General features: G+C 40.7%; 12 protein-coding genes and 1 riboswitch. Of the genes, 2 read left to right on the plus strand and 10 right to left on the minus strand.

Going from position 1 to position 24,955, the window contains the following annotated elements; translation table 11 throughout:
- Positions 1-134: 134 nt before the first annotated feature.
- The gene (locus NSR00_RS00340; protein ID WP_340786107.1) at positions 135-5,603 is read left to right on the plus strand and encodes a lamin tail domain-containing protein; all 5,469 of its coding nucleotides are present in this window, start codon (positions 135-137) and stop codon (positions 5,601-5,603) included.
- Between the two features lie 463 nt (positions 5,604-6,066).
- Here NSR00_RS00340 and NSR00_RS00345 read toward each other — a convergent pair whose 3' ends face one another.
- Positions 6,067-7,293 (minus strand): IS110 family transposase, encoded by a 1,227-nt coding sequence (locus NSR00_RS00345; protein ID WP_044897903.1) that lies wholly within the window; start codon positions 7,291-7,293, stop codon positions 6,067-6,069.
- Between the two features lie 1,236 nt (positions 7,294-8,529).
- Positions 8,530-9,399, minus strand: a complete 870-nt coding sequence (locus NSR00_RS00350; protein ID WP_340786114.1) for an SDR family oxidoreductase — start codon at positions 9,397-9,399, stop codon at positions 8,530-8,532.
- A 607-nt stretch (positions 9,400-10,006) separates the two neighbouring features.
- Between NSR00_RS00350 and NSR00_RS00355 the strand changes: the two genes are divergently transcribed.
- On the plus strand, positions 10,007-15,406 hold the full coding sequence (locus NSR00_RS00355; protein ID WP_340786117.1) for a 5'-nucleotidase C-terminal domain-containing protein: 5,400 nt from the start codon (positions 10,007-10,009) through the stop codon (positions 15,404-15,406).
- Between the two features lie 131 nt (positions 15,407-15,537).
- On the opposite strand, the gene metH is transcribed toward NSR00_RS00355, so the two are convergent.
- The 8 genes from metH to NSR00_RS00395 all read right to left on the minus strand — a co-directional run bounded on the left by metH (position 15,538) and on the right by NSR00_RS00395 (position 24,839).
- Positions 15,538-18,960 (minus strand): methionine synthase, encoded by a 3,423-nt coding sequence (gene metH, locus NSR00_RS00360; protein WP_340786120.1) that lies wholly within the window; start codon positions 18,958-18,960, stop codon positions 15,538-15,540.
- Positions 18,953-20,812, minus strand: coding sequence for a bifunctional homocysteine S-methyltransferase/methylenetetrahydrofolate reductase (locus NSR00_RS00365; protein ID WP_340786123.1), 1,860 nt, complete (start codon positions 20,810-20,812; stop codon positions 18,953-18,955). Before NSR00_RS00365 ends, metH begins: the two co-directional genes overlap by 8 nt.
- Before the next feature lie 105 nt (positions 20,813-20,917).
- Positions 20,918-21,042, minus strand: a riboswitch (SAM riboswitch).
- A gap of 101 nt (positions 21,043-21,143) precedes the next feature.
- Positions 21,144-21,635, minus strand: coding sequence for a YajQ family cyclic di-GMP-binding protein (locus NSR00_RS00370; protein ID WP_063387028.1), 492 nt, complete (start codon positions 21,633-21,635; stop codon positions 21,144-21,146).
- A 144-nt stretch (positions 21,636-21,779) separates the two neighbouring features.
- Positions 21,780-22,058, minus strand: coding sequence for an HPr family phosphocarrier protein (locus tag NSR00_RS00375; protein WP_063387027.1), 279 nt, complete (start codon positions 22,056-22,058; stop codon positions 21,780-21,782).
- Between the two features lie 341 nt (positions 22,059-22,399).
- Positions 22,400-22,531: a DUF3941 domain-containing protein gene (locus tag NSR00_RS00380; RefSeq protein ID WP_082829462.1), complete on the minus strand. Its 132-nt coding sequence runs from the start codon at positions 22,529-22,531 to the stop codon at positions 22,400-22,402.
- A 31-nt stretch (positions 22,532-22,562) separates the two neighbouring features.
- A complete protein-coding gene (locus NSR00_RS00385; protein ID WP_063387026.1) occupies positions 22,563-23,441 on the minus strand; it encodes a DegV family protein in 879 nt (292 codons plus the stop codon).
- A 315-nt stretch (positions 23,442-23,756) separates the two neighbouring features.
- Complete coding sequence (locus NSR00_RS00390) at positions 23,757-23,897, minus strand: competence protein (protein WP_094245334.1); 141 nt, start codon at positions 23,895-23,897, stop codon at positions 23,757-23,759.
- Between the two features lie 132 nt (positions 23,898-24,029).
- A complete protein-coding gene (locus NSR00_RS00395; protein ID WP_094245335.1) occupies positions 24,030-24,839 on the minus strand; it encodes a Cof-type HAD-IIB family hydrolase in 810 nt (269 codons plus the stop codon).
- Positions 24,840-24,955: the final 116 nt, after the last annotated feature.

The following is a 24,955-nucleotide window of genomic DNA, read 5'->3' on the forward strand; positions in this document are numbered from 1 at the left end:
TATCATGGAAATTCTCCTATTTTTCTATTTTAAACTGAACGAAAATTAGACAAAAATTTACAAATAATTAAAATCAACTAAATATTTCGATATTACAATAATTGAGGTTAGAAAATTTTAGGGAGGAGTTTTATTTGAGAAAAAGAAAGAGACGCTCTATGCTGGCTGGAGCTTCCGCTGTTTTGCTTGTTCTTGTTTCCGTGTTAACACCGATACATACGTATGCAACAGCAACAGTTGCAGGAGACGCCGAGCAGCAGATGGAGGAACAAACGAAATCAACGGATAAACCAAATCAAGAACAACCGCTTCATCAAAATGACAGCGAGCCAAATGTTGAAGAAAACAACTCTCAGCAAAACGAAGTTCAACAGGACAAAAGTGATGAAAGACAGCCTGATGCAGCAAATGAAGAAGTGAAAGAACCTGCAAAAGGAGGGGATCATCCATCTTCTCCGGTTAATGAAAGTGAACAAAAGCAGCAAAAACCAGAACAGCAAGATACTGATACAGTTCCCGAAACTTCAAAACAAGAACCAGAAGCAAATTCACAATCTACCCCCCAACTTGAACAGCAAGCTGTTACACTGCCACTGGAAATCGTTCATCAGCCACCGGCAGTCATTCAAAAAGGCCGGCCGCTTAAAATTGATGCGGAAGGAAAAGACCTTGCAGAGTTGACATTGTTTTATCGTACAGCTCCGGGTATGCTTGTGAAAAGCATGAAAATGGAGAAAATAAATGATACAACCTTTACGGCAACTGTACCAGAAAGCGACTTATGGTCTTATACTTTTTCTTATTGGTTTGAAGGGAAAAATGAGACAGAAACAACAAGACTTCCAATAAATTCTTCTGAAACATTTTCAGTAGCTATTCAACAAGATGCGGAACCGGATTATCAAAAAGTTCCGAAAATCTTAATCACCGAACTGGCTCCAGACACGTCAAATGTCGGAAGTGCTGACGGATATGAATTTATTGAGCTTTACAACAATACCAACAAACCGATTGAATTGCGAAATTATGAACTTCATTATCAATATCCGGGTACAGCAAAAGCCGATCAAGTTTTTCAATTTTCGGACAATCAAGTAATAGCTCCGCAAAAAACTTTCATTCTCTGGGTGAAAAATAGTTCTAATCAATCTTTAAGATTGGAAGATTTTAATCAATTTTACGGAACGGATTTGAAAGAAAGCGAAGTCCAAGCCTTGCCATTTGAAGGAATGGCTAACAGCGGCATCCGGGCATTAGCTGTTTATTCAAAGGATGGTTCATTAGTATCTGCAGCAGCATATAATGATGGAGCTGATGATGTTGAAAGAGATAAAGGAATCATTTATCAATTTACGGAAGAGACGAAAATGAAAAAAATTGGCTTAAGTGAAAAAGCTAATCCAGGTGCATTCATCGAAGGGCAAGTGCCGAAGACACCTGTCGCCATTGAAGAGCCTGATGACAAAGAAGCTCCTGTCATTACACATCAGCCAATAGCAGAATGGGAAAGCGAGGAACCATTAATTGTAAAAGCTACAGTTACTGATAATAAAAAAGTCCGTTATGTCACATTATTTTATAAATTGACGGAAAATGGAGCATACAAATCCCTTCAAATGACTGAAAACGGAAATCAAAATGAATATAGGGCGGCGATTCCCAGTGCAGACATGTGGGGAAGCGAACTCCTATATTACATAGAGGCATCAGATGGAACAAACACGGTCAAAACAGAGGGACACCATGTTCAACTCAAAACTCCCAATATTGATTATCAAAAAGTCCCAAAACTTCTCATTACTGAAGTAGTTCCGGACAGCGCCAATATAAATGGGTTGGACGGTTATGAATTTATTGAAATTTATAATAATACTAATCAGACCATTGATTTTAAAGACTACAAAATCCGTTATCGATATCCGCAGGAAGATGCAGAATCCGATCTTATTTGGGGACCTCCTAATGAGGATCAATCACTGCAAATTCCTTCAGGTGGGACGCTTGTATTTTGGATCATCAATCAAGGGAATGCATCGTTGGCTGTTGAAGATTTTAATAAACATTATGGTGTTTCGTTAGAAGAGAACAAAAACATTGTGAAAATTTATAATAACGGGATGGCCAACAGTAGTGCGAGATCATTAGTAATTGCCACAAACAGCGGAAAAGAAATTTCCGTTGCTCATTATAATGATCAGGTAAATATTGATGATACTAAAGAGGACAAAGGGATTTTGTACAAATATCCTGCGGATGGAAGCAATATAATGAAAAAAATTAGTGCCGGCGTTGAAGCGGCTACACCCGGATCGGTAAAAGACGGACAAACTCCGAAAGTGAAAGTAACTGTTCCAGCCGATTCAATGGCGCCAACTATTGAAAATTTAACAAATACTGAAAAAGCTATGGAAACGGATAATATTTTCATCAAAGCGGAAGTAAAAGATAATATCGAAGTCAAAACCGTTTCTTTATACTACCGGACAAAAATACAAGAACCATTTAAAAAAGTGAATTTAGAAGAAAGCTATAATTCGAGATTATATGAATATACGATTTATTCGCCTGAATTAATTGGGAAAAATGTTGTAGAGTATTATTTTGTCGCTGGCGATGGGACGAATATCCAAGAGTCTCCTCATTTTACGGTTCAAATTGAAAGTGCAAATAAGAAGCAGGGCTTGCGGTTAAACGTAGAAAACGGGCAAATTGTTTCCAAAGAAACCGTTGTGAAGGCAACAGGCGATCTTACACCTGAGGAGCTTTCCTTATACATTGACGGAACAAAACAAACAAATACTTTCCGCACGATTGAATCAGACGTTTATTTTGCCTTTGATGTTCGGAAAACGAATCTTTATTTTCAAAACGGTGTGACGATCGGTAATGACATTTTGCGGATTTTCGATGACACCATTAATCAATATACAACAATTACGGTTCCGGTTTCGCCGGAAAGGCTGAAAATCGGGGAAGATTTATCAATTGCGATCAGGGCAGGCACAAAGGTCAGTCCGTTTGATGAAACATCTGAAGAAAATCGAGATGATTTTTATGTGAAAAATGTGCGCTTAGTTTTATCTGACGGCACGACGCTATACAGCAGCGAGCATCAAGATCCCGAACAGGAGATTTCCGTCGGCGACAGTGCCGGATTAAGCCCGGTTGTCGAATTTACGTTCGATATTCCGGATGAAAAATTTACATCCCTCGGCTACTTGTGGAACAGCGTAAATGAAGAAGACGGCGAGCATGAAGTGAAAGCAGTAGATCAAAAAGGGAATGAAGTGAAATCGACCGTTATTGTCGATAACTCAAAGCCAATCATCAAACCAACGATTGAAGAAGGAAAAAAATATAAAGGATCTTTCGTGATTGATGCTGAAATCCAAGATAAATGGAGTAAAATTAGGTCGATCACGGCCAAATTAGATGATCAATATATCGATCTTCCATTTGCAGCTTCATCAGCACAGCTCGCACCCGGCAAACATCAACTTGTCATTACAGCTATTGATGAGGCAGGCAATGAAGGAAAAAGCGAAGTCACTTTCTATACAGTGGATGAACATCCGCTCTTACCTGATTTTTCCGATACAGATGAGGACGCTTTAAATGCTAAATTGTCCGTGAGAGTGATGGATCCGACAAAGGACGATCTTGATGTATCTTTCTTCCAAGCTTTTCAGTATAAAGCATCAGATGAAGAACATGTAGATATTTTGCAAAATGCCTCTGATACAGAACCGCCTGCAGGATTTCAAGTTGAAGGCGAAAAAGTTCTTTCGAAAGATGAACGCGGGAAGTTGGAAAATGCAGATGGCGAGGCGCTTGCCACAACATCGACTGAGCAGTTTCCGTATCATCGATTCAACGTTACCGTTGATCAAAAAGTTGATGAAAATGATGAAATAGAACTTATTTGGAACGGTTCTTCATTGCCGGGACGAAAAGTGACGATGTATGCCTGGAACGTTGCGGAAAATAAATGGGCGGAAGTTGCTACACAAATTGCCGGTGAAGAAAGCTTTCAATTAAAAGGCAGCGTAATTGCGAAAGACTATGTGAAAGACCAAAAGGTGAGCGTGATCGTTCAAGACCAAATTGCGCAAACAGCAGATTATGATTATACGTTTGTATGGATGAGCGACACGCAATATTATTCGGAAAGCTATCCCCACATTTATCAAAAACAAGTCGAATGGATTCGAGATCAAAAAGACAATCTTAATATCGAGTATGTATTTCATACGGGTGATCTAGTCGATGAAGCTGATGATCATAAACAATGGGCTGTAGCTGATCAAGCCATGAAAGTGCTTGATGATGCAGGAGTCAGATACGGAGTTCTAGCCGGCAATCACGATGTCGGCCATAAAGACGGAAACTACAACAATTATTATCAATATTTCGGCGAAAATCGGTTTGCAGGTCGTGACTATTATGGAGGGTCTTATCAAAACAACCGCGGCCACTATGATTTAATTTCGGCGAACGGAAATGATTACATCATGGTGTATATGGGCTGGGGCATTACAGATGAAGATTTGGACTGGATGAATTCGGTTCTTGAAAAGTATCCGGATCGGAAAGCAATTTTAGCATTCCATGAATATTTGCTTGTCAGCGGAAACCGCAGCCCGATTGGGAATCAAATTTTTGAAAAAGTGGTGAAACCGAACAAAAATGTGATGGCGGTATTATGCGGACATTATCATGACAGCGAGACATTAGTCGATGAGATTGACGATGACGGGGATGGAGCGCCTGATCGAAAAGTTTATCAAATACTTGCGGATTATCAAGGCGGTCCAGAGGGCGGCCAGGGCTATATCCGTTTGCTGCATTTCAATACAGATACGAATCAAATTTATGTAAAAACATATTCGCCTTATTTAGACGACTACAACTTTTACGATCCGGAACAGTATCCAGGAAAAGATGAATTTATCATTGAAACCGATTTACAACCGCAAGAGAAAAAAGTAGCAACAGATTCTTTTGTTGTCAACGTCTATACCGACAGCTTGATCGGCAAAGTCGAAAACGTTCCGAGTGGCGAAGTGGCCTCTGTCATGTGGCATGATTTAGAGCCAAACCAAGTGTATTATTGGTACACGGAAGCGGAAGATCAATTTGGCGGTAAAACGCGCTCATCGATTTGGTCTTTCCAAACGAAAGAAGGTGAAATTGTTCCAAATCCGGCTGATCCGGGAGAAGGCGGAAATGATCCGGAAAAAGACAACAAGGATAAAGGTGGTCAAGGCGATAAAACACCTTCCGAAGGTGGCAGCAAAGACAATAAAACACCTTCCGAAAGCGGCGGCCAAGAAAAAGATCAAGATCATTCGGGTAACGAAGATCATCCTGAAAACGAAAATCATAATGGAAACAACGGTAGCGGATCAGGCGGCACAAATAATCCTTCTGGTACGGATGGAACTACGGATGGAACGAAATTTGAACAGGTGAGTGAGAATCAAGCTTCGGCATCACTTCCGGATACAGCAACGTACGTGTATCGCTGGCTGCTGATAGGCATGCTGCTGATAGCAATGGGAATGATGCTGAAGATTCGTCAGCGCCAAGCTATTTACAAATAAAATAGACAAACGGGGCTGTCTAATAAGTCGATTTTCCGGCTTATAGACGCCCCTTTAATGTTTTAGTAACGCTGATATATCAATGTTTATGATGTTTCGTTTTCAATGGATTTTGACTTTCTGGACAGCCCGTTTCTTGGTGCGCCCGACATGGGTGTAATCTCTAGGATGAAAGTCCCGAGCTCTGAAGACAGAAGCAGCATTTAGCTTAACGCAAGGGTGTCCGTGGTGATACGGATTCTGATGGAAGCGGGCGGCAAACTTTGGGTCTCTTGCCTGAATAGTCAGCCGTCCTATGATTTTTTCCATTAAAAAATGACCATTTGAAAACTTCTTCTATTCTATCCCGAAAATTTAAGTCCATGAAAAAAGCACAAAAAATCCAGGGGGTGTTAACACCAGCAGATTGGTATTTGCTGGAATAAGTCATGTTTATGCACCTGATGGTTACTGTTTCGGTTAACTACGCTGTTTGATTTGACGGCTCTACCATGACCTTAAACCCTAGTGTTTCCAACTTCCGAATCGCTTGTCTGGCGACTTGATGGCGCTTGCGTTCTTCGTAGTAATGTGGACCAAGTTCGATGTAAGTCTGCTTCTTTTTGAGGAGATGGTAGACAATAGTCAGGATGCTATGAGCGACCGCAACCGCTGCACGATTGGCCCCCCGGCGTGCAGCAATACGGTGGTACTGGCTGGATAGATAGGTGTGTTTGGACCTAGCAGCGGCACGGGCGGCTTCCACCAGGGTGCTACGAAGCTTCTGGTTTCCCTTGCGGGTTTTCCCTGACTTTCGTTTTCCGGCACTTTCGTTATTCCCTGGGGCGACTCCTGCCCATGAACACAAGTGAGCTGCCGAAGGAAACTGTGTCATGTCAGGGCCAATCTCAGCCAAAATATGCTCCGCTGTGCGCCGACCAACGCCGGGGATCGTATCTAACCGCTCCAGGTCATCTTCAAAAGGGCGCATCCGCTCCTTGATTTCAGCATCCAGTTCTTCAATCAAGGCATCTAAGTGATCAATATGCTCAAGCTGGGTTTTAAGCATCAGGCGTTGATGAGGGCCGATGAGGCCCTTCAGGGCCTTTTTCAACTCCTCTTTCTTCCGTTTGAGACGGCGCTGAGCCAGTTCGGATAGCACATCGGGGTCAGTTTCACCATTAATTAAAGCCTCGATCATGGCTCGACCCGATTTGCCCAGCACATTGGTCGCCACCGAGGAGAGTTTGATGTTAGCCCCTTCCAGTACCTTCTGGATGCGGTTGATTTCGCGAGCCCGCTCTTCAATCAGGCTGCGACGATAACGGATGAGTTCCCTCAACTCCCGTTGCTGGCGGTCAGGGATGTAACTACCTTGTAGCAATCCATGGCGTAAGAGTCCAGCGATCCACTCGGCATCCTTTACATCTGTTTTGCGACCAGGCACATTTTTGATATGTTTGGCATTGACCACTAAAATCTTGATGTCTTCCATCTCCAACAGGTTATAAATTGGCTTCCAGTAGGAACCTGTACTTTCCATGGCCACGTGAGTGACGCCATGCGCCTTGATCCAGTCTACAAGCATAAGCAAGTCTTCAGTCATGGTAGAAAACGTGCGGATCTCTTGATGATCCGGAGTAATAATACAAGCGACGACGTTCTTCTTATGAACGTCTAATCCACAAACATGAGTATGGATAATGTCCATGTTCGTTCCCCCATGCCTAACATGTAATAAACACAGGCTGGCGGTGCAACGACCATACACGTCATTCTATCCCGCGTGCTTCCCCAGGGAGCAACAGTCTGTGGTGCACCAGGTCGTCGGGGTCTGTCTAATTAACGGGCTCATGGCACCAAGGTAAGACGACCTCGCTGGCCAGCCTAAGATTAAGTATACATGGACGAACTATTTTCATCATCTGCTGGTGCCGCTTTTGCGGCATGGGGGTCTATTATGAAAAAACAATTTCTATAAAGTTTGTAAATGATCGGAAATTAAAATTGACAAAAAGAAAAAAGTATTGGTAAAATTACCAATGAATTGGAAAATTATATATAATATTCAAAAAAATAAAAGTGAAGTTTAGAGTTTACAAAGAAAATAGATTTTTCCATTATTCATCGGGATAAGCAGTGGTTTTAGCACAAGTATCTTTATACAAAATATTTCAATTCTGAAATAAATTTGTGCATTTGCTCCAATGGCAGTGTCGATAGTGTGAATAAATATGACTGACAGCTTTTTTGTGAAGATGTTATTTTTAACATCGTTATGTAATTTGCTCTTTTTGTCCTCAAATGGCCTGATGAAAAAAATTATAAAATCAATAGAAGAAATGAGGAAGATGTTATGACAACTTTCTTTAGAGCGCTTATGGGCGGAATCAGTTTAGTTTTTCTGTACGCTTTAATAGTTCTAATAACTCCTTTTATTATTCGGTTATCCGGCATCACCCACATTGAATCAAGTCCGAAGATTCTGAACCTTCCCTTATATGTCATCAAAATAGAGGGAAGTAAATTTGTAGCGGAAGCGACCTGGTTAGGCTTAATTCTTTCACTTGTAGCAGGCACGGCTTTTTATTACTTGGTTCATTTCTTTACAAGAAACAGATCCCGTTAATTCATTGAAGGAGCCGCTGAAGAGAGGGACTTGCCAAAAATTTTGCTTATTTTTCACGACATACCGTCAAGCAAAATATTGAATGCCACGAAATTTTCTTCTTTACTTTGGATTTGAAAGCGATTGATGCAGTCTGTAGAATTTTCCATAAATTAACAATCCAGTGGAATTCATTTATCAGCATCTGAGGAGCGAACATGTATCGATAACTTTTGTTTAGCATATTGATCTGGCCATGTGGATATTGCTGCAGTTATGCCAGAGCTATTTACAAATAGAAAAGCCCCAAAGTATTGGATTTTGGGGCCTTTTTGCAGATTAACCATTAACGATCGTGCCGCCGTTTACGTGGAGAATTTGTCCTGTCATATAAGTAGAATCGTCACTTGCTAAATATACATAAGCAGGCGCAACTTCCATCGGCTGTCCGGGCCGCTTCATCGCTGTGTTGGAGCCAAAAGAAGCTACTTTTGTACGATCAAAAGTAGAAGGGATGAGCGGTGTCCAAATGGGTCCTGGCGCTACACCGTTGACTCGAATGCCTTTAGGGGCCAATGATAAAGCAAGAGAACGGGTAAATGACACAATGGCGCCTTTTGTTGCCGAATAATCAATGAGCTGTTCATTTCCATGATAGGCCGTAACAGATGTCGTATTTATGATCGTGCTGCCTGTCTTCATATGGGGAAGAACAGCCTTTGTCATGAAAAAGAACGAAAAAATATTGGTCCGAAACGTTCGTTCCAGCTGTTCTGCTGTAATGAATTCAATTCCTTGCTGCGGATGCTGCTCGGCTGCGTTGTTTACTAAAATATCCACTTTTCCAAATTGATCTTTTGCTCCCTTCACCGCTTGCTGACAAAATGCTTCATCGCCGAGATCGCCGGCTATTAAATGACATTTGCGTCCGAGCTGTTCAACATACCCTTTTGTTTCCTTTGCATCTTCATGCTCATTTAAGTAAATGATGGCCACATCGGCACCTTCTTTGGCAAACAGCACCGCAACCGCCCTCCCGATGCCGCTGTCGCCGCCGGTAATGACCGCTGTTTTTCCTGCAAGCTTTCCGCTGCCTTGATAAGAAGGATCATCAAAGATTGGTCTTGGATTCATAAACGATTCAATCCCCGGCTGCACATTTTGCTGTTGAGGCGGCAAAGAGTGTATCAAATTTTGCGGTTGAACCATAGAAACTCCTCCTAAAAATAAAAGTATATAATTAGTATGAGGAGTCGGGGGAATAATAAACGTTCTTTCAGTAACAAACGAAATGTTCTGGAAATAATAACCGATAAAAAATTTTTTTATAACCATTCATTTTCCCATTTCTAAAGGATTTGGGCAAAATTTAAAAAATGAAAAATAGGTTGAATGATAAAATAATTAAAATTTGTAATGTTCTATATTTCAAAAAATGTTTACTGGTCCGTTTTTAAGATGAAAAAGAGGAGACTTTTGACTTAGTTAAGCTAATTAGCAAAATGATAGCGTATCTTCAAGATTATGTTGCAATAAAATATAGGCATTTTATAACAGCTGTTATACTCCATCGTCCTCTGCGGGCTAATTTTCCCATTTGTATGAAATTTTATAGATGTTCGATACTCTCTAAAAGACGGATTTTTCTATTACCGCTATTGATCCTCTTTCTGTTCCTTCCCTTTTTGCGTTTTGCCAAATCTACTACATTAGATTCATTCTTTATCATTTTTTACAAAAAATTAAAAATTTCTAAATATATCTTTCCTATAATAGAACATGATTTGGAAAAAATAAAATAATTGGAGGAAAAAGGATGAAACCTTTAAGCAGTTTGAAAAGAGCTTTTATTGTTTTCACTGTCTTTTTGTTATCGTTTACAACAGTGTTAACAAACGTAAGCTTTCATGCAAGAGCTGAAACTCGCTTGGCAGAATCATTGTTTATTTCTGAGTATGTTGAAGGGTCAGGAAGCAACAAGGCGATTGAAATCTTTAATGGAACAGGCCAATCAGTAGATTTAAACGGCTATGTGATTGAACTTTACAGTAATGGCAAAACAAATGTTGAAAGACAGCTATCTTTGCAAGGAACGCTAGACGATAACGATGTTTTCGTCATTGCTAACCCTAATGCGAGCGAAGCATTACTTGGACAAGCTGATGTAAAAGATGCAGTCGCAAATTTTAATGGAAATGATGCTCTCGTTTTAAAGAAAAACGGCGAAATTGTTGATGTATTCCATACAGTAGGAAATAGTGATGAGATTGCTGCAGATGTAACACTTGTTAGGCTTCCATCTATTACAAAAGGATCGGCAACATTTAATCTAGCAGAATGGGAAAAGCTTCCGAAAGATAGTTTTAATCATATCGGCAAACACCGTCTAGACGGTTCACAAGAAGAACCACCAACGGATGAAGTAAAGAAAATCAGTGATATTCGTCAAACAAACGGAAAAACGGTAACAATTGAAGGAATTGCCACCGCTGTTTTTGTCGCCGGCGGTAAAACGAATGTGTACATTCAAGATGATACAGCCGGAATGATTGTCAGAGCTGCTAATCTAGACAATAAAGTACAAATTGGCGATCATATCAAAGCCACTGGGAAAACGTATCAATACTATGATATGGCACAACTTGATACAACAACAGATCAAGTGGAAATTATCAAGCCAAACATTGGCGCACCACAGCCGCAAACGATTTCCTCTTCGCAATTAACGGAAGAAGTTGAGGGTGAATTGGTTCAACTTCATAACGTAACGATCGATTCGGTCAATCAATATGAAGAACGGGTTGCCCGTGATAAAGATGGTACATTTTTTATTAAATCCCCCCTTGTTGAAGTTAACAAAAACTATGAAAAAATAATCGGCGTCGTCGAGTATAGTTTTGGAGAATACAAACTCATTCCGAGAAATGAAGCAGATATCATTGAAAACAGCAGGAAAGTATCTTCTCTCATAGCTGCACCTAAGCCAGGGTTAGTAGCTAAAGGGACAAAAGTGGAACTGTCAACGGCGACGAAAGAGGCAAAAATTTATTATACGATAGACGGATCTGAACCTTCCACCAAATCTCTAGAATACACGAAACCAATTGAAATTACCGAGGACATCACCATTAAAGCAATTGCGATAAAAGCAGGATTGCAAAATAGCGATGTCGCAACGTTTACTTATCAAATTGGTAAAGATTTAAACCAATTAGACATTCATGATATACAAGGCGAAAGTCATACATCCCCCTATATCGGCAAAAATGTCAAAGGTGTCGATGGAATTGTCACCTACATTGATGGCCATAATGTATATATTCAAGAAGAAAACGATGATGGTAATCCGAAAACATCTGAAGGACTTCTCATTTACAAAAGAAATCACGGTCTGTCCATCGGCGATCATATTTCTGTAGATGGCGAAGTGAAAGAATTTGTCTTAAACGGTTATGCCGATAAACACGAGACAGATTTAACGTTTACAGAAATAGCGGCAACAAATATTGAAACATTATCAAAGGGGAACAAACTTCCGGAGCCAATTGTTTTAGGTGTGAATGGACGCATTATTCCGGATAAAATCATTGATAATGATTCATTTAAGCAATTTGATCCTGAAGAAGATGCGATTGACTTTTATGAAAGCTTGGAAGGAATGCGCGTTCAACTCGAAAACCCAACCGTTGTCGGTCCGCAGGAATATGGAGATGTCGCTGTTGTTGTGGAGAATGGGACAGAACAAGTCAAAACAAATTTTGGCGGTTATAAATTAACAAAAGATGATCAAAATCCAGAAATATTATATGTACAGGCTGGCCGTAATTTTGCCGCAAAAGTTGGCGATTCATTTTCCGGCAAAATTACTGGTGTTTTAAGCTATGATTACGGCACATATAAAATTTACCGTGATATAAATGAACCGCTTCCGCCATTAATAGATGGCCGTTCACAACAAGAAACAACGACAATTGAAAAAGCAGAAGATAAATTAACGGTTGCAACCTATAATGTTGAAAATTTTTCTGCGCTGACAGATGAAAAGAAAGTTCATAGAATTGCAGATTCGATTGTTCATCATTTAAAAACTCCAGACATTATCGGGTTAGTTGAAGTGCAGGACAATGATGGTCCGATTGACAGCGGTGTGACCAACGCTGATGAAACGTATAAGCGTCTAATTAGCAAAATTCAAGAACTCGGCGGTCCAACTTATGAGTTTACAGATATCGCTCCGGAAAATAATCAAGATGGTGGACAACCTGGAGGAAATATTCGTGTCGGATTTTTATTCAATCCAGAGCGGGTAAAATTAACGGAAGGGAAAAAGGGAACAGCTAGAGAAGCTGTCGCTTATGAAAATGGACAGTTAACTTTAAATCCTGGACGTATTGCACCAGATCAATTTGTCGATACTCGCAAACCGCTTGCAGCACAATTTGAGTTTCAAGGTGAGGACGTCATTGTTATTGCAGCACATTTTAATTCCAAAAGCGGTGATTCACCATTATTTGGAAAAACTCAGCCGCCCGTGTTAAAAAGTGAAACGGAACGAATTCGTTTCATGACGGAAGTAAACGGGTTTGTCAAAGAAATTTTGGCGAAAAATCAACAAGCAAATGTTATCGTTCTCGGTGATATGAATGACTTTGAATTTTCCAAACCGCTGGAAGCATTAAAAGGTTCAGAGCTTACAAACTTAATGGACAAACTTCCTGAAGAAGAACGATGGACGTACAACTATCGCGGAAACTCCCAAGCACTTGACCATATTTTAGTTTCAAACCGTTTAGCAAAATCGGCAGAAATTGATATCGTTCATATAAATTCACCGTTTATGGAAGAAGATGGGCGTGCAAGCGACCATGATCCGATCGTGGCACAAATTGATTTAACGCCATTGAAAACGATTAACATATTACACACAAACGACTCTCATGCCCGTGTTTTTGAAGGGGCATTTGATGGCATGGGATTTGCAAAACTTTCAACGTTAGTTAAACAATTTGAGAGAGAAAATGAGCATACAATTTTGTTGGATGCCGGCGATACTTTCCACGGAACAACATTTGCCACTTTGGAAAAAGGAAGCAGTATCGTAAAAATAATGAATGCCATTGGCTATGATAACATGGCTGCCGGAAACCACGATTTTAATTACGGATATAACCGATTGTTAGAACTTGCAAAAATGGCTGATTTCCCCATTTTAAGCGCTAACGTCATTTATGAAGACACGGGTGAATTAGTGCTCGATCCTTATACAATTCGAGAAATTGACGGAGTGAAATTCGGGATTTTTGGCCTTTCAACACCTGAAACACATTACAAAACACATCCGAAAAATATAAAAGGACTGAAATTCACTGACCCTGTTGCGGCAGCGAATAAAATGGTGAAAGAACTAAAACAGCAAGACGCAGATGTCATTATTGCCTTGACGCACTTAGGAACAGATGAATCAAGTACAGACACAAGCTTAAAAGTTGCACAGGGCGCACCCGGCATTGATTTAATTGTCGATGGACATAGCCATACAGTTGATGACATTGAAAATAGCGGCACATTGATTGTGAGCGCTGGTGAATATTTAAAAAATCTTGGAGTAGTGGAACTGACCTTTGATGAAAACAATCAGTTAATCAAAAGAGAGGCATCCCGTATAACAAAAGAAGAAGCTGCCAATATTCAACCAGACCCGGCGATTGAAAAAGTCATCAGCGAAATTGAGAATTCACAGGAAGCTATTTTAGCGGAAGAAATAGGTTATACAAATGTAAAATTAGATGGTGAACGCGAACAAGTCCGTGCAGGCGAAACGAATCTTGGGAACTTAATTACAGATGCCATGTTGGAAATCACTGGCGCAGATGCAGCATTAATGAATGGCGGCGGCATCCGTGCCTCCATTGAAAAGGGCGTTATTACAAAAGGTGATGTCATTACAGTGCTGCCATTTGGAAACTACATTCAGACAATAGAAATTACTGGGGATGACTTGAAAAAAGCATTGGAAAACGGTGTGAAATCATTCCCTGCTGTTAGCGGAGCATTTCCGCATGTAGCGGGCATAACATTCGCCATTGATGCTAGTAAACCTGCGGGAGAACGCATCCACTCCGTAAAAATAAACGGCAAGCCAATCGACATGAAGAAAACTTATACGTTAGCGACGAATGACTTCCTTGCTGCCGGAGGCGACGAATACACCGTTCTTTCCAACTATCCAGTTACAGGAGAGTACCAAGCGCTTGATGAAGCAGTTATCGAATATATTAGAAAACGAGGAACCATTGAGCCAAAGGTAGAAAACCGCATCATCGCTGCACCATCACCAATTGACGACGATCGATATGACAATGCCGGCGACAATGGCGGCCAAGATGACAATGGCAATAATGAAGACGGTCGCAATGGCTACAATGACGGCAATGACAAGGATAACCATAACGATGGTGGACAAGAGGACAACAATGGCAGCAAGAATGGAAATGATGGCTCCGATGAAAATCAAAAAAGTAATTTCATAAAAGTCCATTTGAATGATGGAAAAGCTACAGTCGATGACAATGAATTTGTAAAAGCTAATCCAAAAAAACCTATCCGGATCGATTTAGGAAAAGAAAAATCAGTAGTCGTCCAATTAACGGCAAAACAAGTGGCAATGTTAAAGAAAAATGGCCAAAAACTTTTTATTTTGAATGAGGATGTTGAAATGCAAATCCCATCAGCCATTCTCCCAAACGGTGGAGCATTCATTGAATTGAATCGCCTGAAAGATATTGAAAATGCAGTCAGTGCTGTATATGATTTTACAATCTTTGATCAATACGAAAATATCATTCATCAATTTGATCACCCGGTAACACTTCTTTTCAAAGTAGACGCGAATAAAGTGAAAAACGTTGACAACTTAAATGTCTACTACTTTAATGAAAATAAACATCAATGGGAATTTGTCCAAAAAGGGAAATATAAAGATGGCAAAGTATCAGCTGAAACAGACCATTTTAGCAAATTCACTGTTTTCGAGACAGATCCAAGTTTTGGAACAAATCAGGACAACACCGTCAATCAAACAAGTGCAGAAGGCTCATCTCAAATCAATAAATTACCAAACACAGCTACTTCTTCATTTAATCTCATTGCATTAGGGGCAATCCTTCTAATTTTAGGAGGAGTACTTGTCTCCATTCAAAAAAGGATGACTAATTAAGAAAGGCGAACGGAGCTGACTCCAAAACATAGGGTCAGCTCTTTTTATAACTTAGCTTCTATTCTATTTTAAATTCAGTTAAGTTCCTAAAAAAGTCTATAAAAAATCCCACCTCAAAGAGGTGAGATCAATTACAGAACATTGAAATACCGTGCTTCAGGATGTGAGACGACGAAGGCAGAGACGGATGCTTCCGGCTCCATCATAAAGCCTTCCGTCAGCTGGATGCCGATTTTTTCAGGCTTTAACAGCTTAAACAGCTTCGCTTGATCTTCTAAGTCTGGACAAGCCGGATAGCCAAACGAATAGCGCTGACCTTGGTATTTTGCCGCAAACCGTTCCTGCATGGTGAAGTCAAGCGGATCCGGGAAGCCCCATCGGTCGCGGATCAGCTGGTGCGTCCGCTCTGCAAGACCTTCTGCCAGCTCCAGCGCCAATGCTTGAATCGCATGGCTCCGGAAAAATTCACCGCTTTCTTTAAACTGCATGGCGATGCTGCGAATGTCTTTTCCAGCAGTTACGGCAAACAGGGCGATATAATCATGCGGTGTTTCATCTGACCGTTCGCTTACATAGTCGGCAATGCATAAAAACGGCGGCTTTTCCTGCCGAGGGAATGTAAACGTCTCAATGATTTTATCTTTTGCAGCCGGATCTAAAATGTGAATGGAGTTTCCTTCGCGATAGGCCGGGAAAAATTGATAAATAGCAGATGGACGGAACCAGCCATTTTCTTTCCCTAAACGCAGCAATTCATCTATTTCATTTTTTAGTTCTACCGCTTTTTCCTGTTTTTCCAGAAGCATCTGTTTGACATTGCCTTTTAATCCGAGATGGTGTCCTAAAAGCATTTGCATGTTCACATACGGGACGACTTGGGCAATATCAATGTTTTGAATAATGTGTGGATTGCAGTCAGCTGGATGATATACGGTCGGTTTGGACACAGATGATTTTTTTTCAATGATCAAAACAGGTTTGCCGCTTTTCTGTCTATTCTGTTTTTCCTCAACTGCGACCGCTCTTTTCTCAAGGAAAGCATCCGGGTTTTCTCTCAGCTTATTGGCAAGCGACAGCCCGTCCATTGCATCTTTCGCATATAACACAGGACCGTCATATTCCGGTGATATTTTTTGATCGGTAAATTTGCGTGATAATGCAGCACCGCCGACTAAAATCGGAATCGAAATGTTGGCTGTTTTTAAGTCTTGTGCTGTTAACACCATTTGCTGGGCTGATTTGACGAGCAGTCCGGAAAGGCCGATAATATCAGGCTTTTCATTATTGACCGCTTCAATCAGCTGCTGCGGCGCAACTTTAATGCCTAAATCAACGACGCGGTAGCCGTTGTTGGAAAGAATAATGTCAACTAAATTTTTGCCGATGTCATGGACGTCGCCCTTGACTGTAGCTAAAATGACTTTTCCTTTGCCGCTGTCATCTTTTTTTTCCATATACGGTTCTAAAAAGGCGACAGATGCTTTCATCACTTCCGCACTTTGAAGCACTTCAGCAACAATCAGCTGGTTGTCGTTAAACAGTTCGCCGACAATTTCCATTCCTTTCATTAACGGCCCGTTGATGATATCGAGAGGATCATCATATTTTTCTAGTGCCAGCTGCAAGTCTTCGATTAATCCTTGCTTTGTTCCTTCCACAACGTATTGTGCGAGCCGTTCCTCCAAGGTTAATTCCGTTTTCGGCTTTTTTTCCTCTTTCTTTTTGTCGCGGTAAAAGTTCGTAAATTGTGCGAGCGTCTGATCATTTGTTTCAAATAATAAGTTTTCTGCCAACTTCCGCTCTTCCTCAGGGATCGAAGCGTACCGCTCTAATTTTTCCGTATTGACGATCGCATAATCGAGCCCTGCCTGTGTGCAATGGTATAAAAAAACGGCGTTTAATATTTCTCTGCCGACCGGCGGAAGCCCGAAAGAAACATTGCTGATCCCGAGAATAGTTAAACAGCCGGGAAGATGTTCTTTAATTAAACGGATCCCTTCGATCGTTTCTTGGGCAGATCCGATATATTGCTCATCACCTGTGCCGACAGGGAAGACGAGCGGGTCAAAAATAATGTCGCTTGGACTTATACCGTGTTGATTGACTAAAATGTCATAAGACCGCTTGGCAATCTCCAGCTTTCGCTCCGCAGTCAGAGCCATTCCGTCTTCATCGATTGTTCCGACGACAACAGCTGCACCGAATTGTTTCACAAGCGGGAGAACTTCTTCAAACCGTTCTAAGCCGTCCTCTAAATTGATCGAGTTGATGATCGCTTTCCCTTGTGAGTATTCGAGCGCTTTTCTGATGACATTGGCGTCGGTTGAGTCAATGACAAGCGGCGCTTTTACTTTTTTTACAACCTCGCGGATGAAGTTTTCCATATCTTCAAGCTCGTTTCGGTCCGGATCTGCGAGACAGACATCGATGACGTGGGCGCCGTTTTTCACTTGAGCGCGGGCGATTTCCGCTGCTTCTTCAAATTTTCCTTCAGCAATGAGACGCTTGAATTTACGCGAACCGATGACGTTTGTGCGTTCACCGACAAACAGCGGGCGCATTGATTCATCATAGCGAAGGGGCTCGATGCCTGATACCGTATGTTGATTTTGCTTTTTGACGATTTTTCGCGGTTTTAAGCCTTCCATTGCCTCCCTTATTGCGCGAATATGTTCGGGAGTTGTTCCGCAGCAGCCGCCGACCATATTAAGCCAGCCTCTTTCTGCAAACCCTCTGATTTTTTTTGCTAAAGATTCCGGTGATTCATGGTAGCGACCTTCTTCATCAGGCAGTCCGGCATTCGGATAACAGCTGACAGCGGTATTGGCGATTTCAGACAAAGTGCGGATGTGATCGGTCATGAATTCAGGACCTGTCGCACAGTTTAAGCCGACGGCAATTGGATTCATATGTTCAGCTGAAATGTAAAACGCTTCAATATCTTGACCGGCGAGAGTTGTTCCCATCGGTTCTATCGTTCCGGACAGAATGATCGGCACTTCTTTCTTGAGCTTTTGAAAAGCTCGTTGAATTCCTAAGTAACCTGCTTTTACATTGAGCATATCTTGGCTTGTCTCAAGGAGAAGTACATCAACGCCCCCCACTAACAGTCCTTCCGCTTGAACTTGATAAGCTTCTGCCAATTGTTGGAATGTGACGCCGCCTGTAACGGAGAGCGTTTTAGTCGTTGGCCCCATTGATCCTGCCACAAAACGAGGCCAATCCGATGTTGAATATTTTTCTGCAGCGCGCTTTGCAATCTCAGCTGCTTTTTTATTTATTTCAAAAGCAAGGTGCCCCAAGTTATATTCCTCGAGGACGATGCTTGTACCGCCAAACGTATTTGTTTCGATAATATCAGCGCCTGCTTCAAGGTACGCTTCATGAATACGGACAATCGTTTCAGGGGAAGTGATGTTTAAATATTCGTTGCATCCTTCATATTCTTCACCGCCAAAATCTTTCGCAGATAATTCTGCAGCTTGAATCATTGTTCCCATGGCTCCGTCTAGTATTAAAATTTTTTTCTCCAGCTGTTCCTTTATGTTATACATGGGAAATCTTCCTTTCTCGTTTTGCCTTTTCTTTTTCATGAATGTATTCCGTCAGCTCGACTGTCATCTCATAATGCAAAAACGGAGTGATTAAGTAAATGCCGTTAAACAGGTCAAATGCTGCGTCAATAAGCGATTTTGCAATGGCAAGTCCTTCTCGTTTTCCCTTTTCTTTATCATTGCCTGCTTTTTGCATCTGTTCGCGAATCGAATCAGACAATTTAATGCCTGGCACTTCGTTATGAATAAATTCAGCATTGCGGCTGCTTATTAACGGCATAATCCCGAGATATATCGGAACATTCAGATGTTTTGTTGCTTCATATACTTCTTCGATCAGCTTCTCCGAGTAGAGCGGCTGCGTAATAAAATAATCGGCTCCACAGCTGATTTTTTTCTCAAGTCTCTGAACTGCGCGATCAAGATGTCTTACGTTCGGATTGAAGGCGGCGGCTACAGTAAAGTTTGTTTTTTGACCAAGTGATTTTCCGGAGTATGACAAACCTTCATTAAATTGCTTAATTAAGCTGATTAAATCAAACGATGATAAATCATAGACAGAGGTTGCACCCGGAAAATCACCGATTTTGGACGGGTCGCCGGTGACCGCTAAAATATCGTGCAGGCCAAGCGTATGCAGCCCCATTAAATGGGATTGAATGCCGATTAAATTTCTGTCACGACATGTTAAATGAACGAGCGGGCGAAGCTGGAAACGGCTTTTCACAATATTTGCGCAAGCAACATTGCTGATTCTTGGTGTAGCAAGGGAATTATCCGCAAGCGTAATTGCATCAATCCTCGCTTTTTTCAACGCTTTTGCTCCTGTTAAAAATTTTTCCAAGCCGAGCGTTTTCGGCGGGTCCAATTCTACAATCACTGAGCGTCTGTTTTTTGCAATATCTGGGAGAGGAGTTTCTTGACTTTCTTTCATAGGTAAAACATGAATTGGAACATTTCGTTCTTTTACTTCTTTCTCTGTGACAGGAGGGAGGTTTGATACAGCTTCAGCCATTGCCCGAATATGTTTCGGCGCGGTTCCGCAGCATCCGCCGAGAAGCCGGACACCTTGTTTTCGGAATTGAAGAGCCGCTTCATAAAAATAGTGTTCATCTGATTCATAAACTAATCTTCCGTTTTCATACCTTGGCAGGCTGCCGTTTGGAAAAGCGGATAAAAAGGCATGTTCAAACAGCGGCACTTCTTCCAGAGATTGCAGCATATGATAAGGGCCTAAACGGCAATTGAGGCCGACAATATCTGCACCAAGTTCTTCAAGCATTTTCAAACCGTCTGCCAATCTTGTTCCATTTTGAAAGACGCCTTGTTCGTGCAAAGAAACATTTGTGATAATGGGCAAATCCGTTTCTTTTCTAGCTATTTGCAAAACGGTTTTCAGTTCTTCCAAGTCGTAATAGGTTTCTAAAATAATGCCATCTACGTTTTCGGATAAAAGGACATGAAGCTGCTCACGAAAATTTTCGGCAATGTCAGATAGCGTGAAGGCGCTTTTTTGAAACGAACGGATGCCGCCGATTGTTCCGATGACATACCCTTTGTTTTCCGCTTTTTGTAACGCCCTCTTTGCAAGTTCAACCCCTTTTTGGTTGATGATCTTTATATCATCTTCCAGCCCATATCTGGCAAGCTTTATGCGATTGGCGCCGTATGTATTTGTTTGAATAACAGTTGCGCCTGCGTCTAAATAGGCTGAATGAATCCGTTCTATTTCTTCCGGTTTTGAAACGTTTAGCTCATCAAAGCATTTGTCTATTCCGAATGAGTATAGTAGAGTCCCCATTGCTCCGTCGGCAATTAATATATGATTCTGTAAATCTTGTAAAAGCCCCATAAAAAGTCCTCCAATCAAATGAAATAGGCGCCTGCAAGGAGGCGAACACCTATATAAAAAAGAAAAGCCTTCTAAGAAGAAGACTTTTTGAGCAATTTCCCCTTCTTCTTATCTTTCGAGCGCACTTTGCGCATCGCTGGATTTAGCACCTTGGTACCCAATGTTTTCTACTGGGTAATCCGGTTGCTGAAGGTTCATCGGGCCAGTCCCTCCGCTTCTCTTGATAAGAACGCTTTACCGTATGAAATTTTAAAACAACGGATTAATCCTAATTTAACGAATTTTATCGAAATAATCAATATAAAATTTCAATTTTGTGAACAGGGCAAAGCTAGCGAAAATTAATAAATTGTACGTCGATTGGCAAGTCGGCGCTTTTCACAGCTGCAATCACTTTTTGCAAATCGTCCTTGCTTTTGCCGCTTACCCGGACTTGGTCGTCTTGAATTTGGCTTTTTACTTTTAGCCCGGTATTTTTGATCAGCGCATTGATCTTTTTCCCGTTTTCTTTGTCAATTCCGTTGACAAGTTTGGCTCTTTGTCTGACAGTGCCTCCTGAAGCCTTTTCGATTTTCCCGTACTGAATATTCTTGGTTGCGACACCGCGTTTAATCATTTTGCTTACTAATACATCTTTTAGTTGATTCAGCTTATATTCATCGTCAGAGATTAGCACAAGCTCATCTTTTTCTAGGGATATATCGCTTTTAGATCCTTTGAAATCATATCTGTTTACAATTTCTTTTTTCGCCATTTGAATGGAATTGTTCACTTCGGCAATATCCACTTTTGAGACGATGTCAAATGAATTCTCCTTAGCCAACTTTTTACCTCCAATAACGTTATTTACATTCATTATAGTGAATGTCGTTCAGTTGAACAACTCTTTTAGGGGTTCCTCGCAAATTAAATGAAAAAACCGTTACGTAAAGCAACGGCAAGGAAATTAATATCTGCTTAAATGCAATTAAGCTAAAGATGTCGCTTTAGAACATTTAGGGGAAAGAAAGTCTTGTAAGTTTTTTACTGCTTCGAGCGAATCTTCTCCTTCAGCGCTGATGACTACATGACCTTCTAAAAAGGCGGAAAAACCGAGCATGCTTAAAACGCTTTTCGCATTTAATTGGAGCTTTTTTGTTTGGAATAAAATGTAGCTGTTAAATTTAATCGCTTCATGGACAAGGGAAATGACATATTCCGGCTCCATCTCTTTTGTAAGATACACGGAAATTTCATGTTTCTTCATTGTGCCACCTCTTGTATACTTATTTTACAATATCTTACATTAATAAAGGATAGATTCCCACATGTTTGTCATTTCCTCTTACATATAAAAAATGACCTCCGCTTTCGAATATGGAAACGTTCTGGATTTCTCTGTTTTTTAATGAAATGAATGGTCTAATCAAATTGAAAGTTATTGCCCCGCCCATGTTTTATTAGACAAAAATGAAAACAAAAGCTAGAGAAAAGATGCATACTGTAAGATAAGAAAGCGTCTTTTTCTTTCAGAACGTCCGGATAGAATAGGTGGAAGACTCGCCTTTAGAGATATTTCAAAAAAAGAAAAAGCCCGACAGGCGGGCATTATAAATGATCCGTTTTCTTTGAGTATTGCCGTTTTCCAAGCTCTCGATTTTTTTCCTTCAATAGATTTTTTTCGTGTCGTTTTGCATTGTTGTCTACAGCTTTTTTATCATTATCGCTTGTTTTGGACATTCAGGAAGCTCCTTTCCATACTGTTATATACTTATGATTTCCATGAAGCTTCTTGAATATGTTTATTTAGAAAAAATACAGCAAGGGTGCCGGGGCCAGAGTGTGCACCAATGACAGCACCGATCGTATGGATGATAATTTCTTTTGGATGAAACGTTTCTTCAATTAATTGTTTTAATTCGAGAGCTGCTTCTTCATCATCACCATGGCTGATGGCGATTGTCTGTTCACTCAATCCGTCTCCACGCTCTTCCATCAGCTCAAGAATTCTCCGGTAAAGCTTCTTTTTCCCGCGGATTTTTTCCAGCGGGATCAGCTTTCCTTCTTCGACATGCAAAAGCGGCTTGATATTAAGCAGTCCGCCAACAAACGCAGATGTTTTGCTGATTCTCCCGCCGCGAGCCAAATATTCCAGGCGATCAACTGTAAAAATGTGCTCCATATGACTGCAATACTCTTTTACTGCATTTGCCATTTGTTCTAAATCAAGTCCTTGTTTTGCTAATTGAATGGTGTAGCGGACAGCAAGTCCATACCCAAGTGAAGCACATTTCGAATCGATAATTTGCAGTTTCCAATTCGGATATTTTTCAAGCAATTGCTGCTGAACCATAACGGCAGTTTGATATGTACCGGACAATTCGGAAGAAAAGGCAATATACAGCGCCGGCTGATTGTCTTTCGCCAGCTTTTCAAATTGATTGGTGATTGTTTCCGGTGATGCTTGTGATGTTTTAGCAACGTTTCCAGCTCTCATATAGTCGTAAACTTCTTTTGGTTTGATTGTCAATTGATCCTCATAGTCCTTCTCGCCAAGGTGGACACGAAGAGGGATGAAAGAAACGCCTTGATCGTTTAAAAAAGAGACAGGCAGATCACAAGCACTATCAGCGATAATGTGAATATTCATTAATCACACCTACTTTTTTTCATTTACATATAGTCTATCTTGATCACAAATAGAAAACAATACAATTTGTGCAAACTGAAAATTTAAAAAAGAAGGACAAAAAAAGAAAAAATGGACGAAACAAGAGGAGCTCGTTTCGTCCATTTCATATTTATTCCTTGTTCAAAATGTGCCGTACAATCGGCATTCTGGATGGTGTTATGCCTGCTCGATTTTTTCTCGATGCAGATGCTGTACAAAGATTGGTCTGTTCAAATTCGATCTGTTCATTATAAAAACTGCCCTTAAAAGGATTCGAAAATGAACGGAAGGGCATTATCCTTCGAAGCTTGCTTCGTTATTGGCTCTTGCTTCTGATTCGGCAAACGTCATACGGTATGGAAACTTTTCATCATGTTTTTTGACGGCACCTTTCCCTTGCTCAATGAATCGTTTCGATTTATTCCGTTTGCCCAAGTTTGAATCCCCCTTTTGATCATTGACGAAATGAGTTCGTCAATGATAGGGTATCCCTTTTTAAACATCTAAATCCTTGTCAATTGTTGTGAGGTGTAAAAAGATAATCGAACTTTTGGACTTTTGCAAAGATTAAAGGGACAGCAATTCCTTTAAAAATTTTGCAACTCCGTCTTCTTCATTTGTCAGCGTAATTTCATCAGCAATCTCTTTGAGCGGCTCAATTCCGTTTCCCATTGCAACGCCTAATCCCGCATATTCGATCATTTCCAAATCATTGTCTTCGTCGCCAAAAGCGATAATTTGCTCTCGAGGGATATTGTAAAATTCGGCGATTTTTTGCAATCCGACTGCTTTATTAATGCCTGCTCGGATAATTTCAATAACATGCCACGGGTGAGCCCAGCTTCTGTGGTCTACAACTTCCGCATGAACTTCATTTAAATAATGGCGAATCCGCTTGACATTTTCTTCGTCTGAATGGATTAACATGCTTGTGACATTGCGATTTAAAACAGCTTTTAAGTTGCCGATTTCAATTTTCGGATTTCCTATACTGAAAATATCCAACCATTGTTCATTATGGTAATGAAAATAAACATGATCAAGCACTTCTGCTAAAATGTTATGGACTTGATGCTGTTCGGCGATTTCTACAATCTCTTTTACAACAGATACATCAAGGGTTGTATGATGAAATCCCCAGGATTCATCCAGCGGATGATGGACAAAGGCTCCGTTAAAATTGACAATCGGGGTTTTTAAATTTAATTCTTCGTAATACATTTTGCTCGAGCGGAACGGCCTTCCTGTTGAAATGCATATGATATGCCCTTCTTCTTGTGCTTTTTGCAAAACATTTTTTGTAAAAGGAGAAATCGTTTTGTCATCTTTCAGCAATGTGCCGTCTAAATCCAATGCGATTAAATGTTTTTTGGCCATAATCTCTCCTCATTTTTTGTTTTTATTTAGTGTATCTTTTTTCCATCTTTTTTGTCCACATGTTAAACTAATTTTAGCAAAAAAATAATGAAAGGAGCATCCTAATTGAAGGTCAT

Origin of the sequence: Aeribacillus sp. FSL K6-8394 (genome assembly GCF_038008865.1) — a bacterium.
Lineage (GTDB): Bacteria > Bacillota > Bacilli > Bacillales > Aeribacillaceae > Aeribacillus > Aeribacillus composti.